At 71.6% G+C, this 14,104-nt stretch carries 13 protein-coding genes and 1 tRNA gene; 5 read left to right on the top strand and 9 right to left on the bottom strand.

Features of this window, described 5'->3' with window-relative positions:
* Nucleotides 1–56 precede the first annotated feature (56 nt).
* From AB0B33_RS06480 to lanKC, 4 genes are all read right to left on the bottom strand, one after another.
* The gene (locus AB0B33_RS06480; RefSeq protein ID WP_360767678.1) at nt 57–2,048 is read right to left on the bottom strand and encodes an ABC transporter ATP-binding protein; all 1,992 of its coding nucleotides are present in this window, start codon (nt 2,046–2,048) and stop codon (nt 57–59) included.
* On the bottom strand, nt 2,045–3,712 hold the full coding sequence (locus AB0B33_RS06475) for an ABC transporter ATP-binding protein (RefSeq protein ID WP_360767675.1): 1,668 nt from the start codon (nt 3,710–3,712) through the stop codon (nt 2,045–2,047). Before AB0B33_RS06475 ends, AB0B33_RS06480 begins: the two co-directional genes overlap by 4 nt.
* 148 nt (nt 3,713–3,860) lie before the next feature.
* Complete coding sequence (locus AB0B33_RS06470) at nt 3,861–4,004, bottom strand: SapB/AmfS family lanthipeptide (RefSeq protein WP_360767672.1); 144 nt, start codon at nt 4,002–4,004, stop codon at nt 3,861–3,863.
* A gap of 39 nt (nt 4,005–4,043) precedes the next feature.
* Nucleotides 4,044–6,599, bottom strand: coding sequence for a class III lanthionine synthetase LanKC (lanKC, locus tag AB0B33_RS06465; RefSeq protein WP_360767669.1), 2,556 nt, complete (start codon nt 6,597–6,599; stop codon nt 4,044–4,046).
* A gap of 447 nt (nt 6,600–7,046) precedes the next feature.
* Here lanKC and AB0B33_RS06460 point away from each other — a divergent pair, with 447 nt between their 5' ends.
* From AB0B33_RS06460 to AB0B33_RS06450, 3 genes are all read left to right on the top strand, one after another.
* Nucleotides 7,047–7,412: a hypothetical protein gene (locus tag AB0B33_RS06460; RefSeq protein ID WP_360768605.1), complete on the top strand. Its 366-nt coding sequence runs from the start codon at nt 7,047–7,049 to the stop codon at nt 7,410–7,412.
* A gap of 22 nt (nt 7,413–7,434) precedes the next feature.
* Nucleotides 7,435–7,806, top strand: coding sequence for a hypothetical protein (locus AB0B33_RS06455; protein ID WP_360768603.1), 372 nt, complete (start codon nt 7,435–7,437; stop codon nt 7,804–7,806).
* A gap of 163 nt (nt 7,807–7,969) precedes the next feature.
* Complete coding sequence (locus AB0B33_RS06450) at nt 7,970–8,686, top strand: trypsin-like serine protease (protein WP_360767666.1); 717 nt, start codon at nt 7,970–7,972, stop codon at nt 8,684–8,686.
* A gap of 46 nt (nt 8,687–8,732) precedes the next feature.
* Here the strand turns inward: AB0B33_RS06450 and AB0B33_RS06445 are convergent, their stop codons facing one another.
* The 4 genes from AB0B33_RS06445 to AB0B33_RS06430 form a co-directional block, all read right to left on the bottom strand.
* Nucleotides 8,733–10,034 (bottom strand): alginate lyase family protein, encoded by a 1,302-nt coding sequence (locus AB0B33_RS06445; protein WP_360767663.1) that lies wholly within the window; start codon nt 10,032–10,034, stop codon nt 8,733–8,735.
* Between the two features lie 86 nt (nt 10,035–10,120).
* The gene (locus tag AB0B33_RS06440) at nt 10,121–10,621 is read right to left on the bottom strand and encodes a histidine phosphatase family protein (RefSeq protein WP_360767660.1); all 501 of its coding nucleotides are present in this window, start codon (nt 10,619–10,621) and stop codon (nt 10,121–10,123) included.
* Nucleotides 10,622–10,670: 49 nt separating this feature from the next.
* Entirely contained in the window at nt 10,671–11,327 is a 657-nt protein-coding gene (locus AB0B33_RS06435) for a trypsin-like serine protease (protein ID WP_360767657.1), read from the bottom strand.
* A 42-nt stretch (nt 11,328–11,369) separates the two neighbouring features.
* Nucleotides 11,370–12,134 carry a trypsin-like serine protease gene (locus AB0B33_RS06430; protein WP_360767654.1) on the bottom strand — a complete coding sequence of 255 codons (765 nt, stop codon included), beginning with the start codon at nt 12,132–12,134 and terminating at the stop codon, nt 11,370–11,372.
* 282 nt (nt 12,135–12,416) lie between these two features.
* Between AB0B33_RS06430 and AB0B33_RS06425 the strand changes: the two genes are divergently transcribed.
* Nucleotides 12,417–13,346 carry a hypothetical protein gene (locus tag AB0B33_RS06425; protein WP_360767651.1) on the top strand — a complete coding sequence of 310 codons (930 nt, stop codon included), beginning with the start codon at nt 12,417–12,419 and terminating at the stop codon, nt 13,344–13,346.
* Nucleotides 13,347–13,358: 12 nt separating this feature from the next.
* Here AB0B33_RS06425 and AB0B33_RS06420 read toward each other — a convergent pair.
* Nucleotides 13,359–13,434: transfer RNA gene (locus AB0B33_RS06420), tRNA-Lys, on the bottom strand.
* Nucleotides 13,435–13,619: 185 nt separating this feature from the next.
* Here AB0B33_RS06420 and AB0B33_RS06415 point away from each other — a divergent pair.
* Nucleotides 13,620–14,084: a hypothetical protein gene (locus AB0B33_RS06415; RefSeq protein WP_360767648.1), complete on the top strand. Its 465-nt coding sequence runs from the start codon at nt 13,620–13,622 to the stop codon at nt 14,082–14,084.
* Nucleotides 14,085–14,104: the final 20 nt, after the last annotated feature.

The raw sequence follows: 14,104 nt of genomic DNA, 5'->3' as shown, positions 1-14,104 counted from the left end.
TCCCGACGGCGATAATCTGAGAAAGCACATGAGATCAGTCCACAGTGGACAAGCCCTCAGTTGACACGTGCGGCTCGCGACACGGATGGCGACCTAGGCGTCGATCCGGTGGCACCGGGAATCGTGTCCGGCTGACGGCCCACGGTGGCCGCGGAACCGCCGCCGGCAGGCGCCCCGCCGGCGGGATCGGATCCACCGTCCACGATGGGACTCAGTGTGGTGTGACCGTTGCCGGTAGGCGCCCCGCCAACGGTCACACCACCGCCCCCAGGCGAACCGGTCGAGGCATCCACCGGTTCGCCACCTGCACCAGCAGGCGGGCGGGCACCGGTGGCCGCATGGTCGGGCACCGGTGTCGCCCAGGCCTGCATGAGCTCCGCGTACCTGGCCGACGTGGCCACCAGCTCGGCGTGGCTGCCCACCGCGGTCTCGCGCCCGTCCACGACGAGCACGCGATCCGCGCGCAGAGCCGAAGAAAGCCGGTGCGCGATCACCACCAGAACACCACCCCGCGCGGCGAAGGCCCGCTCCGCGCGGGCTTCCGCCACCGGGTCGAGATGGGAGGTGGCTTCATCGAGGATCACCAACTGCGCCGCACTGGCGTACACCCTGGCCAACGCGAGCAGCTGCGCTTCGCCCGCGGAGACGCCTTCGCCGCCGTGACCGATCTCGGCGTCGAGGCCGCCCAAGCGCCGCAGTAGCGCGCCCGCGCCCACCGCGTCCGCGGCGGACGACAGCTCGTCGTCCGAAGCCGATGGGGCAAACAGGCTCACGTTGTCCCGCACCGTTCCCGCGAAGACGTACGCCTCCTGCGGGATCAGCGCCACCAGTTCGTGCCGCACGGCCGTGGGCACGTCCCGGACCGGGACGCCACCCAGCAGCACCCGGCCTTCCTGCGGCGCGAGCATCCCGGTGAGCAAGCCGGCCAATGTCGACTTGCCGATGCCACTCGGCCCGACGACGGCGAGGTGCTCCCCCGGCCGCAGCCCCAGGCCCAGGTCACGGACCACGGGTTCGGCCGACGCACCCCAGCTGAACGTCAGGCCGCGCACCTGGACGTCGGTTCCGCGCGGGGTCGCCGTGCCGTCGACGACGTCGGGCAATTCGGCAGTCTCCGCCAACCGGCGAAGGGCCACGAGCAGGCGCAGGACTACGGTGCCGGCCGTGGCCGCCAGGCCGCGCAGGGCCGGTTGCATCGTCGTGGCCAGGTAGACGAGCGCGCCCAAAGCCGCGCCCGCGGTCAGCTCGCCGCTGACGACCAGGCCCGGGGCCAGGGCGAGCGCGAGGAGCAGCGGAACAAAGCCGCCGAGCGAGATCACCAGAGCTCGGAGGGCGCTCGAGCGCGCCACGCGGATTGCGGCTCGGGCTTGGGCGTCGACCGCGTCGTACATCGCCAGCGCGGCGATCGGCTGCGCGCCGCAAGCCACGATGTCGCGCATGCCGGACAGCGAGGCGCCGGCCGTTGCTGCCGTGTGCTCGTCGGCCAGTGCCAGCGCGCGCTGGCGGCGAGCCAGCGATGGCAGGAGGCAGGCGAAGACGACCAGCGCGCACACCGCCGGGACCGCGACCGGCAGCACGAGCGCCCCGGCGACGGTCGCGAGGCCGGCGAGGGCGGACGCCGTCGTCACCAGCATGCCGCGGGCCTGGACGAGCAGGCCGGCGGTTGCGTCGCGGACGACCTCGACGTGTTGGGTGATCCGCGCGACGCCGCTGGAGTCAGGTCGGTTGCGCGGTGGGGAGTCGTCGTGCAGAACGCCGCGGACGACCGCCGTCACGAGAGCGTCGCGGAGGGGTTCGATGACCGTGCCGAGCTGGTGCCAGACCATCCGGGCGCCGAACGCGCCGAGCACGGCGGCCACGCCGAACAACGCCAGCCAGCCGAGGCCGGCGGCCGGGGCGCCGGCTGCGAAACCGCGGTCCACGGACAGCTCGACCAGCCGGCCCGAAAAGAACGCCGGGATGCCTTCCAGCAGCGAACACACCAGCAGCACCACACCGCCGCGCCATTGCGCGGCGAGGGCGGACCAGTACAACCGGCGCAGGCTCACTCGTCGTCCTCCGTGAAGACGCCGCGATAACCCGGCTCTCGCCACAGGGCGGCGTGCGGGGCGACCGCGCGGATGCGGCCCTCCTCCAGCCAGACCACCAGGTCGGCGCGGGCAGCTGTGCCGGCTCGATGGGTCACGACGACGCGCGTGCGTCCCGGCAGCGCGTCGGCCAAGGCGCGCTCGACCGCTGCCTCCGTGACCGTGTCGAGGCTGGCGGTGGCGTCGTCGAAGATCAGGACGCGCGGGTGATGGACGATCGCCCGCGCGAGCCCGAGCCGCTGGGCCTCGCCGCCGGACAGGGGTGTCTCGGTCAGGGGTGTCCGGTAGCCCTCGGGGAGCCGGACGACCACCTCGTCGACCTGCGCTGTCCGGCAGGCGCTGCGGATCGCGGACTCGCCGGCCCACGAGCCGTAGCCGACCGCGTCCGCGACCGTCGTGCCGAGCAGGGTGGGGCGTTCGAAGGCGTAGCCGATGACGGCGCGCAGCTCCTCCGGGCGGATGCGCTCGAGCGGGCGGCCGTCGAGGACGACTTGGCCCTCGTCCGGCGTGATCAGGCCGCCGAGCACCTCGGCCAGCACCGACTTGCCCGAGCCCGAGCGGCCGACGACTGCGAGGTACGTGCCGCCGTCGATGTGCAGGTCGATCTCCGCCAGGGCGCCCGTGACCCCGACGTGGCGGAGCTGCACCGTGCCGTCGCCGGGGAGGAGGGGGAGCTTGCCGGGTGCGGGTTCGGGCTCCTCGAGGACCTCGACGAGCCGTTCGGCGCAGCCGCGCGCCCGGGACAGCATCGTGAGCAGGGGGATCTGGGTGACCAGGCCGAGGGCTAGGGCGACGTAGCCGAGCGTGGCCACGACGTCGCCGACGCTCAACCGGCCTTCCAGCACCCCGAAGCCGGCGGCGGCCAGCACCGAAAGCTCGACCGCCGGGGTCAGCAGGCCGGCGCGCCAGACCATCCGGGCCTGGGTGCGCCACAGGCCCTGGCCGGCGAGCGTCAGCTTCGGCAGCGGGCGCAGGACTCGCGAGGCCTCACGATCGGCCGTGCCGGACGCGGCGATCGTTCTGAGGCCGGCGACCGCGTCGACCATCCGGGCCGCGAGCTCGCCGGAAACCTGCTGATACGTCAAGACGTCGTCGGCCGTGCGGCGGAGGTGGCTGCGGGCGAGCACCAGCGCGAACGGGATGCTGCCGAGGAAGACCAGCGCCAGCCGCCAGTCCAGCAGGGCGAGCAGAACGACGGCGCCCGACGAGATGACCAGCATCGAGCCGCACTGGACGACGATCGTGACGATGCCGCCCGCTCCCGTGCAATCTCCCGTGAGGCGGCTGATCGCGTCGCCCTCCGCGAAGCGGGTTCGGGCGCCCAGTGCGAACAGCTTGTCGGAGAGGGTGCGGCGCAGCCAGGCGGAGGCCGTCGCGGTCAGGCGGGTCGTCAGGATTCCGCCCACGACGTCGGCGGCGATCTCCGCTCCGCCGACCACCAACAGCCAGAAGACCTCGGGGCCGGAAGGGCGGCCGGCGAGCACGGCGTCCACCGCCGCCGCGAGTGCGCCGGGCAAAAGCAGGCCCGCCGCGGTCGCGACCAGCGCGGTGACCACGACGGCCGCCAGGCGGAGGCGGTCGAGGCCGGCCACCTTGAGCAGCAGCCGATCGGCGGGGCCGCGCATCTCACTCCTTCGGACAGGTACCGCCGTGGCGGAACCGGAGCCACAATGAACGTGCGGGAGCGGCGCACTTGGCCTGTGCCGCTCCCGCACCGTTCACCTCGGCACTACTCGCCGGCGAACCGCCCGATCAGCAGGAGGTCAGCCGAGATCAGTAGCAGGTCAGCAGGCTGAGCGTGCTGTGGGCGCACGCCGCGAGCAGGCTCAGGTTCGACGTGCCGCCGCCGTGACCGCCGTGGCCGCCGTCGAGCACCTCGGGGGTCTCCATGGCCTGCAGCTCCAGAACGAGTTCCATCGATGTTCCTTCCTTCGGTGTTCCTTCGGGGTCCGCCGGTCAGCGACCGGAGGTCTGGGGGGACGGCGTGCCGCCCAGGAGGGGCAGCACCTCCTTGCCGTCCAGGAGGGCGGCGAGCGCGAGGAGGATTCCCGCGCCGCCGGTCTTGACGTCCATCGACAGGCGCAGCAGCTGGTTGCCGGGGAACGCGAGGCCGCCCTTGAACGGGACCGCGTACCAGGCCAGGCGCGCCAGGTGCAGGTCGATCGCCGCGCGGATCGCCATCGACGGGTCCGGGTCCATGCCCAGCGCGACCGCCAGCCCGCACCGGCCGTAGAGCAGGCCCGGGTGGATGACGAACTCGCCGCGGCACGATTCGCGCAGGGAGGGGAGGCTCTCGCAGGCTTCGGCGTCCGGGCGGTGCCGGGCCAGCTGTTCGGCGACCAGGAGGATGCCGGCGCTGCCGATGCCCGCGTACGGCAGTGTGCGGGCCGCGCCGTCGCGGACCTGCAGTGAGCCGTCGTCGGTCTCGACGCACTCCTCGAGGTCGCGCGTCAGCGCCTGGTCGGCGAAGGACAGCCAGGCCGGCTCGCCGGTGCGCTCGAAGAGGCGGATGAACAGCAGCGCGGGCCCGGACCAGCCGGACAGCAGGCCGGCGCGCGCGAAGTTCCCCGGCGCCGCCGCCGTCTCCAGCGCCTCGGCCAGCCGGACGGCCGTGGTCAGCGCCTGGCGGCCGAACTCGTTGTCCTGGCGGACCGCCGCAAAGTGCAGCATCGCGAGCCCGATGCCGGCGAGGCCGCTTTCGAGGGCGTGGTCGGTCGTCTGCTCGACCAGCCGCGCGGACGACGCCAGGAGCCTGGTCGCCTCCTCGCGGTGACCGAAGTTCTCCAGCACGTACGCGATGCCGTAGCTGCCGTCGTAGAAGCCGGGCCGGGTCGGCGGGTCCCGGCGGACCGCATCGATCAGCCAGCGCTCGTGCTCGGGGAACCGGCCGGCGCCGATGACGTCGAGGGCGTGCAGCACGCCCGCGGCGCCGACGCCGAAGCAGGCGCCGCCGACGCGGAACTGCTCGATGTCGCCGGGAAAGAGCCGGTCCTTGCGGGCCGGGGTCGCGCTGGCCAGGATCGCCTCGGCGATCTGCTTGCGGACCAGCGGCCAGTCCGGTTTCCGCTGGTCGAGCTCGGTGTGGACCGGCGACGGCGCCGCGGGGGCGGTGCGCGGGGCCAGCACCGCGACCGCGGCGTCGGCGTACCCCTCGGCGAGGCCGAACCGGCGTTCGACGAACTCCGCGATCCCGGGCAGCTTCGGCGGGGCGAGTTCCGTCAGCTGGGAGAGCGGCAGGAACAGCCACAGCCGCAACGCGGCGATCGCGTGCTCGTCGATCTCGAAGCCGGTGCGGTCGGCCGGGGCGCGGAAGCCGGGTGCGCCCAGTGCCGGGCGGTCGCCGGACTCGACGTCGAAGGCCAGTTCGAAGTCGATCAGGGAGATCCGGCCGTCGTCGTCGACCAGGATGTTCAGCGGGTGCAGGTCGCCGAAGACGACGCCGCGGGCGTGGATGGCCTCGATCGCCTTCTCGACGCCGTCGACGATGTCGAGCGCGCGCCGGGCGTAGTCGGCGAGGTCGGCGTCGGTGATGTCTCGCCTGGTCAGCGGGTAGTTGCGAGCGAGCCAGTTGCCCAGCGAGGTGCCCGGCATGTACTCCATGGCCAGGTAGTGGTGCTCCCAGACGGTGAACCGCTCGACGGCCCGCGGCACCCCGGGCACGCCGGCCAGCCGGTCGAGGACGTCGTGCTCGCGGCGGAGGCGTTCGACGGCGTCGGTCCCCGCCTTGTCGAGGCCGGCGTGCGGGCGGGCTTCCTTGAGGACGACCTGCTCGCCGCCCGCCTTGGGCTCGGCGAGGTAGACGCCGCCGCCGTTCGAGAAGTGCAGGGACCTCGTCACCCGGTAGTGGAATTGAGCCGGGTCGCCGGCCTTGCGTGCGGCCATACTGCTCCGCAAACACGCCGGAATTTTCACCCAATCGGGGACGGAGAACGTCGGCTCCCGCTTGTCGGGGACGAGCCGGCCGTCCGGCTTGCGGATCGCCAGGACGCGGTTGCCGTCGTGTTCGACCCACTGTTCGGCGAATCCGCCGTAACGCACGTAGAGCGGCCCGTCGCCGTATCGCAGGTCGCTCAGGACATAGGCACCGTGCTCGCCCTCGAGCCGCGCCGAGAGGTCTTCGAGAACCCGTTCGAGCTGCCTGTCGTCCGCCGGGTAAATCGTCACCAGCTTGGCGCTGCCGTCCCGCGGCGCGTATTTCGAATTCCGGGCGAGCAGGGTCAGCATCGAGCGGAGGTGCTTGTACGAGACGCGGTGCTCGAGGCAGTACTCGTGCACCTGCTCGAGGACCCGGCGGGCGTTGTCCAGACCCGCGGAGACGTGTATTTTCCAGCCCTGAGCGGGAAGAACCTGCCCCCGGGGGTGCAGCGCGCGCCAGACGCCGCGCTCGGCGCTCACCCAGCCGGCCGGCGCCGGCAGCGCCGAAGCGAAATCGTCGACCGGCGCGCCGATTTCCGGTTGTTCGTCGTAGAACAACGGGTCGGCGAAGCAATAAGCTTCGTAGCGCAGGTCCATCCGGGATACCCCTCCGTGCGATCCCCCGGGGCGCCGCGGCCCCGGGACGAGGAATATTCCCCCATGCCGAACGGCCCTGGGCCAATCCGCCAACACGGGGGTTCAACTGGGCTATCCGAGGTAGGCAAAAAGGTCGCTTACCAGCCGGTATCGGAACTGAGGGTGATTTTCGCGAGGCAACCCACCACTCCGTAGTGGCGTAACACGAAGCTTTTTGCGACATTCACCCAGGTCTACCTCAGTACCGGGCGGAATGCGCAGCCGAATTGGCAGAATGCCATCAAGGCGCCGCGGTGATCAAATAACCCGATGGCCGCGATTCGCGTGATCACCGGATCGTCCACAGTGGAGCACGACGTGGCCCGCGCCACGCCGCGGCACCTCGGCGGGCGGGCCGGCCGGCACCACGGAGTAAGTTGGCGCCCGGCGGAGCGGAAGGAGGAACGGGTGATCTTCGGATTCGCCGTGACGGTCGCCGTGGCGGCCGCGCTCGTCGCGCTCTGGAGCTTCCTCCAGTCCGCGCGCAACCGGCTGCCGGACAACCCGCTCCTGATCGCGCTCGCGGTCCTCGAGCTGCTGCTGGTCGCCCAGCTGGTGGTCGGCATCGTGCTGCTCGCGGGCGGTGACCGCCCCGGCAGCCTGGCGACCTACCTGGCCTACCTGATCGGCAGCCTGGTCGTGCTGCCGGTCGGCGCCGCCTGGGCGCTGGCCGAGCGGAGCCGCTCGAGCACGGCGGTGCTGGGCATCGCCTGCCTGGCCATCCCGGTGATGGTGCTGCGACTGAACGAGGTGTGGAGTGGAGCAACGGCGTAGGACGGCCACCGGCCCCGGACGCGTGCTCGTCGCCGTGTACGCGATCTTCGCGCTGGCCGCGACGTCGCGGGCCGGCGTCCAGATCGGCACCAAGTTCCACGAAGCCCCGCTCGCGTACCTGCTCTCGGCGTTCGCCGCGGTCGTCTACATCGTCGCGACGATCGCGCTGGCCCGCCGCGGCGACGGCTGGTGGCGCGTGGCCCTCGTGGCCTGCTCGATCGAGCTGCTGGGCGTGCTGACCATCGGCACGCTGAGCCTGGTCGACGCGGCCGCCTTCCGGCACCCGACCGTCTGGTCGGTCTACGGCGAGGGCTACCTGTTCATCCCGCTCGTCCTGCCGGTCATCGGCCTCTACTGGCTGCGCAAGTCCGCGCCCGCCGAGGTCGCGGCGTAACAGTACGGGTAACTGCACGTAGCCCCCGCGGGGAAATAAATACGGATTCCACCGGCGACTTTCGTCGGTTCCGGACATTCCCCTTCAACTCGGACACTCTTGTCGTTCGGTCCCCACCGGCTTTCCCCCCACGCGGCTCTCCCCCGCGTGAAAAGGAGTCAGCGTGAAATTCGGCAAGTTCGTCCTGCTGGCCGCGAGCACCGCACTGGCCGTCGTCGGCCTCGGCGGTCCCGCGTCCGCCCAGACCACCCCGCAGGCCCAGCCGTCGATCATCGGCGGCAGCACCGCCACGAGCGGCCCCTGGGCGGCCCGGCTGTTCGTGAACGGCCAGCAGAACTGCACCGCGACGATCATCGCGCCGCAGTACATCCTCACCGCCAAGCACTGCGTCAGCAGCTCCGGCACCTACACGTTCCGGATCGGCAGCCTCGACCAGTCCAGCGGCGGCACGATGGCCACCGGTTCGACGATCACCCGCTACAACGGCAGCGCCGACCTGGCGATCGTCAAGCTCACGACCTCGGTCAGCGCGACGTACTCGCCGCTCGGCAACGTCGGTGACGTCGCGGTCGGGCAGAACGTCTCGGTCTACGGCTGGGGCGCGACCAGCCAGTGCGGCTCCGAGATCAACTGCCAGTCGCGGTACCTGAAGGTCGCGACGGTCCGGGTCAACTCGATCGGCTGCAGCGACTACACCGGCGGCGTCGCGGTCTGCGCGAACCGCGTCAACGGCATCACCGCCGGCGGCGACTCGGGCGGCCCGATGTTCGCTTCCGGCCGCCAGGTCGGGGTCGCCTCGACCAGCGACCGGTCGAACAACACCGCGTACACGAACATCACGCGTTATCGCAGCTGGATTTCCCAGGTGGCCGGGGTCTGATTCCCGGGGAAAGGGGCCCGGTCACGCGACCGGGCCCCTTTCGCCGTCAGGAAGTGGAAATGTCGTCGAGCTGTTCGGCGGCGGGCCGGACCGGGTAGAGGTCGCCGCCCGGCTGGACCGGCACCTTCGGCACCGCCGTGCGCGCCGCGCGATCACCCGCGTCGGCCGCCGCGTGCAGGACGTCGAGCGCCGCGTACGGCCGGAAGTCCAGCTCGGGGTACGGCCACGTGGCCGGCCCTTGCGTGGCGCCCGGGATCAGGAAGTCGACCGCATTGAACAGCGTCGCACCGCTGGGTGCGGTGTAGTGCCACAGGTCGACGCCGACGTGCTCGCCGATCTGGGCGAGCCGCGTCAGCGCGACGAGGTTGAAGTTCGAGTAGTGCCAGCTCCGGGTCCGGCTCGCCTCCTGCGGCTGGTAGCCGTCCGCCTGGATCTGCGGCGCGATCCGCCCCGGGCCGGCGTTCTGCGCGATGGTCTTGGCCAGGTCGCGCTGCCCGGTGCCGAGGGCGAGCGCGGCGGCGAGCATGTCGTAGAAGCTGCCGTGGTTGTTCTGGGCCTTGGCTTCGTCGGCGCCGTTCTTGCTGGTGCGCAGCCAGTCGAGGAACTGCGTGTACCAGCCGGTCATGCCGGACTGGTCGGTCTTCGTCCAGCCCGGCGCGCCGGTGGCCAGGATCGCGGTGGCGTCGACGACCTGCGTCAGCGTGTAGGAGAACTCGATGATGCCGATGCCGCGCCCGTCGACCTTGCACGGGATGCCCTGCGCGTAGTTCATGTTCGGGTTCATCTTCGTGGCCGCGTCGAGGAACCACGTGCGCAGGTCGAGCGCCGCGCGCCGGGCGTACCGCGCGTCCCCGGTGTAGTACCAGGCCAGCGCGAGCCGGTAGATCGCGGCGAACGCGTCGCCGCGATAGGCGTGGTCGGTGATCTCGTCGACGATGGGGTTGCGCTGGCCGTCCTTCTGCACGAACGGGCAGCCCCACGGGTTTTCCGCGGTCGGCTCGGTGGTCGGCCACCAGTAGGGCGCGAGGCTCAGGTAGTCGTGCTTGTCCCCGCTGGGTGGGGCCTGCTTCTTCGAGGTGACGCTCCACGGCCCGGCTGTGAGGTCGGTCTTCGCCGCGGCGAGGAGGTTGCTCAACGCCGTGCGGGACGTCTTCTCGCCGGCGAGCGCCGCGAACTTCGTCCGGAGCAGCCGGCCGCCGTCGAGGACGGCGGTGTCGGGAGCGCAGACCGGCCCGATCACCGGGATGCTGCAGCTCCGTGGCGTGGCCTCGGCCGCCGGGGCGGCGAAGGACGTGGCGACGAGGCCGAGCGCGGCGAGCGCGGCCACGACGGTGTGGCGGAAAACCATGTCCGCTCCATTCACAAATATGAACACTAAACCTGTGAGTGAATGGAGGGTACGCATGTGAAAGCGGCGTGGGCAATGCCCCGAAGTCAGTCGCGGGGCCGGAAGAAGGCGACGAGCTTCGCGGTGGCGAGTGCGTCCCAGGGGTCGGACGTCGTGAGCACGGCGGCGGCGCCGGTCGGGAACTTGACCTGGACGGCGCGGGTGTCTTCGCCGCGCCCGGCGAGGTGCAGCGTCAGATCGCTGACGCCGGGCTCGTGCGCGACCAGCGCGATCGTGGTGACGTCGGCCGGCGCCCGGCTCGCCGCGCGCAGCAGTTCGGGGACGTCGGCGCCGTAGAGGTCTTCGTCGTACGTCACCGGCGGCGCGGCGGGCAACTCCCCGGCGAGGTGCTGCCAGGTCTCCCGGGTGCGGCGGGCGGTGGAGCAGAAGACGAGCTCGGGGACGTACCCCTGCTCGGTGAGCCAGCGGCCGAGCCTGGGCGCGGCTTCGAGCCCGCGCGGCGCCAGCGGGCGTTCGTGGTCGGGGAGCTCGCCCGACCAATCCGACTTGGCGTGGCGGACGACGATGAGCCGCCGGGTCGCGTCCATCGGCCGAGCCTAGCGAGCCCGTGGTCGCGAGGACCACGGGCTCGCGGGGTCAGGACCCGGTCTGCTGCCGGATCCAGGTGAGGTGCTGGGCGATCCCGGTGTAGAGGGTGCTCGTCGCGCACTCTCCGTTGTCGTCGCCGGGGCCGTGCGTTTCGCCGACCAGCGTCCAGTTGCCGGTCGTGCCGATGACCGCCGGGCCGCCGGAGTCGCCGTGGCACGCGGAATGCGTGCGGTCGCCGGAAACGCAGACGTCACCCGAGCCGCCACCGCCGGCGTAGCAGGAACTGCTGGGCAGTACCCGCAGGTCGATCTGCCGCAGCGTGGTCGGGGTGCTGCAGCCCGGCCAGCTCGTGCAGCCCCAGCCCAGCAGCCGGGCGGTGGTGTTCGCGGCCGGGTTGCTCGTCGCCATCGGCACCGGGGTGGCGCGCGCCGCCGCGGACAGGTGCATCAGCGTGAGATCGGTGCCGGGCCTGGTGATCCGGCGGTCGATGCGGCCCACCTCGCCACCGGAGTTCTTGCTGGTCGAGCCGATGCGGCCCTGCGACGCGCTGCCGCAGTGGTCCGCGGTCACGATCCACTGGGGCGCGACGAGACTGCCGCCGCACCCGTTGCTCAGCGAGACCATGAAACTGTAAGTCTCCGTCGCCGTGGTGCCGCCGATGATTTCCGGGCTCTGCTGTGCCTGCGCGATTCCGGGTACGGCCATCGCGAGAACCGCGAATGCGGCCGAAAGCATTTTTCGCATGGGTCAGACCCCGCTGACCTGGCGGATCCAGCTGCGACCCGCCGCGACGCTGCCGTAGGTGGTGGTGCTGGACCGGTCGCTGGTCGAGCACACGCCGACCTGGACACCGCCGTCGAGCATCGGGCCGCCCGAGTCGCCGCCGGCGACCGCGCCGTTCGGGGTGGCCGCTTCGATCGCCGGCCCGCCGAAGTAGTCGCTGGCACCGGTGTCGGAGATCTCCACCGACGCCTGCTTCAGCACGCTCGACTGGTGGCTGCCCTCGTCGGTGGACTGGGTCGCGCCCCAGCCGTAGACACGGGCGGCGTCACCCTCGCTCGCGTCCGAAGAGCTCGACGCGAGCCTCGCGAAAGTGCTGCCCCCGTTGGTGTTCAGCTTGATCAGGGCCAGGTCGCCGCCCGAGTACAGGTAAGTCGAAGACGCTTTCGCGTGCACGCCACCGGAAGCGCTGTTCGATCCGACGTAGAGGTCGATGTCGGACAGGCGCTGCCCGTTGTTGTCGTACATGCAGTGCTTGGCGGTCAGGACCCAGCGCGCGCCGATCAGCGTGCTGGTGCAGAAGAACGTGTAACCGTTGGCGTGGCCGTTGAACCGGGTGATGTAGCCGGGGTTCTGCGCGGTGCTGCCGCCGATGATCGACGGCTGCGCGTCGGGCGAGAGCGGCGCGACCGGGGCGGCCGACGCGGGGGCGGCGGCGAGCGTCGCGAACACGGCGCAGGAACCGGCGAGCACAGCGGCGGCGCGGACGAAGCGGCCGGGGTTTTCACGCATTTCGGGACTCCTTGGGGAACCGGTGGGGACTCACCGAACGTAAGCGGGCGGTGCGTTTCCGGTAATCCGCTGGAAGTCCCGAGCCGATCAACGGAAAAGGACGGTTCCTTCGGCGGGTTGCGCTTTCCCGCGGAATCCGCTTGATCGACAAGGCCGACGTTCGTCGGGTGACAGGGACGGCCGCGGCTGTTAAACCCGGGGGACGCCCGTCGCCGGCTCGGCGCGATCCGCCGTGACCCGCCGGGTGGACTCTCCGGCTCGACCGACGCTTGAGGAACCTGGATGCCGTTGTTCGCGGTACCCGCACCCGAGCCCGCCGGGCGGGAGCTGGCGCACGCGCTCGCCACCGGCCCGTTCAGCCGGGCGCTGACGCTGGCCATCGACCACAGCGGGCTCGGCCTGGCCCGCCTCAAGGGCCGCCTCGCCGCCGCCGGCGTCCCCGTCAGCACGACGACGTTGAGCTATTGGCGCACCGGCCGCACCCGCCCCGAACGCCCGGAGTCGCTACGCGCGGTCGCGGTGCTCGAAGGCGTCCTCGGCCTGCCCACTCGCGCGTTGATCGACCTGCTCGCGCTGCCCGGCGAGGGCCCCGCGACGCCGGGCCCGGTGTGCTGGGAGCGGCTGTGGGAACCCCGCGCCCGCGTGGTGGCGGTCCTGCACTCCTTCGAAGCGGCGGACGAGACGTCGCTGGTCGTGCTCAGCCTCCACGAAGTGCTGCACGTCGACGCGACCCGCGCGTTGACCCGCCTGCACGTGCGCGAAGTCGTCCGCGCGGTCACCGAACCGGTCCAGTCCAAGGTGGTGGTCCTGCGCGGCTGCACCCCGGGCCACCCTCCCCGCCTGGTGTCGACGCGGTATTGCCGGCCGGTGCGCACGGAAGTGCTGTCCGAGCCGGGTTTCGTGGTCAGCGAACTGGTCCCGCACCGGTCGCTGGCCGTCGGCGAGACGGCGATCCTGGAGTACGAATTCGAGTACTGCGACGGCGTGCCGGACACCAGCTACGACCGCCGCTTCCGCCACCGGGGGACCGAGCACCTGCTCGAGGTCCACTTCGCCCCCGGTGCGCTACCGGCGTCCTGCCATTCTTACCGGCTGGATTCGCCGGGTGGTCCGGAGCGGGACGTGACCGCGGTTTCGCCGGGTTCACCCGCGCACGTGTTCAGCTCCGGTGGACCGCCGGGGATCCGGGGGATGCGGTGGAGCTGGCCGTGACGGGGTGGTGTCTGGTGGGCCGCCTGGGGCTCGAACCCAGAACCTACGGATTAAAAGTCCGCAGCTCTACCAATTGAGCTAACGGCCCGCGCCCCCAGTTTAGCCAGGCCCCGCTCCGGTACCTCCACACCGGGGTGCGGCTGAGGCCGGGTGGAAGGTCAAGACTGGTTCTCGGCCGGTCGGCCGCCCATGATGCGGGGATGCTTGGTTCGCTGCTGATCCTCACCGGGCCGGCCCGGTGCCGGGAAGTCGACCGTTGCCCGGCTCGTCACCGTGGACGCGCCGCGGGCCACCGTGCACCTGCACACCGACAGCTTCTACGTGTGGATCCGGACCGGGTTCGTGGCGCCGTACCTGCCCGAGGCCGCGCGGCAGAACGAGGTCGTGCTCGGGGTGATCGCCGAGGCCGCCTGCGGGTACGCGCGCGGTGGCTACGACGTCGTTCTGGACGGCATCGTCGGGCCGTGGGCGCTGGAGCCGTTCCGCGACGCCGCGAAGCGGGGCGGTCTGGACCTCTTCTACGTCGTCTTGCGGCCGGACCTCGAGGCCACCCTCGCGCGCGGGACCGCTCGGAGTGCGCCGGAACTCACCGACGTCGAGCCGCTCACCGGCATGCACCGGGCGTTCGCCGCGCTGGGTGAGCTCGAACGGAACGTCCTGGACACGACCGACCAGACCATCGAGGAAACCGCCGAGGCGGTGCGGCAACGCGCCCGCTCGGCGGCCTTCCGGTTGTGATGCTCCTCAGTGGACTGACG

It is taken from the genome of Amycolatopsis sp. NPDC049159, from assembly GCF_040648295.1.
GTDB classification, from domain to species: Bacteria; Actinomycetota; Actinomycetes; order Mycobacteriales; family Pseudonocardiaceae; genus Amycolatopsis; species Amycolatopsis pretoriensis_A.
This window is presented reverse-complemented; position numbering and strand designations above follow the sequence as displayed.

Bases quoted from the DNA above. Each gene is read 5' to 3' on its own strand.
- AB0B33_RS06475 (WP_360767675.1), bottom strand. From the start codon at position 3,712: ATGCGCGGCCCCGCCGATCGGCTGCTGCTCAAGGTGGCCGGCCTCGAC.
- AB0B33_RS06470 (WP_360767672.1), bottom strand. From the start codon at position 4,004: ATGGAACTCGTTCTGGAGCTGCAGGCCATGGAGACCCCCGAGGTGCTC.
- lanKC (WP_360767669.1), bottom strand. From the start codon at position 6,599: ATGGACCTGCGCTACGAAGCTTATTGCTTCGCCGACCCGTTGTTCTAC.
- AB0B33_RS06445 (WP_360767663.1), bottom strand. From the start codon at position 10,034: ATGGTTTTCCGCCACACCGTCGTGGCCGCGCTCGCCGCGCTCGGCCTC.
- AB0B33_RS06440 (WP_360767660.1), bottom strand. From the start codon at position 10,621: ATGGACGCGACCCGGCGGCTCATCGTCGTCCGCCACGCCAAGTCGGAT.
- AB0B33_RS06435 (WP_360767657.1), bottom strand. From the start codon at position 11,327: ATGGCCGTACCCGGAATCGCGCAGGCACAGCAGAGCCCGGAAATCATC.
- AB0B33_RS06430 (WP_360767654.1), bottom strand. From the start codon at position 12,134: ATGCGTGAAAACCCCGGCCGCTTCGTCCGCGCCGCCGCTGTGCTCGCC.
- AB0B33_RS06425 (WP_360767651.1), top strand. From the start codon at position 12,417: ATGCCGTTGTTCGCGGTACCCGCACCCGAGCCCGCCGGGCGGGAGCTG.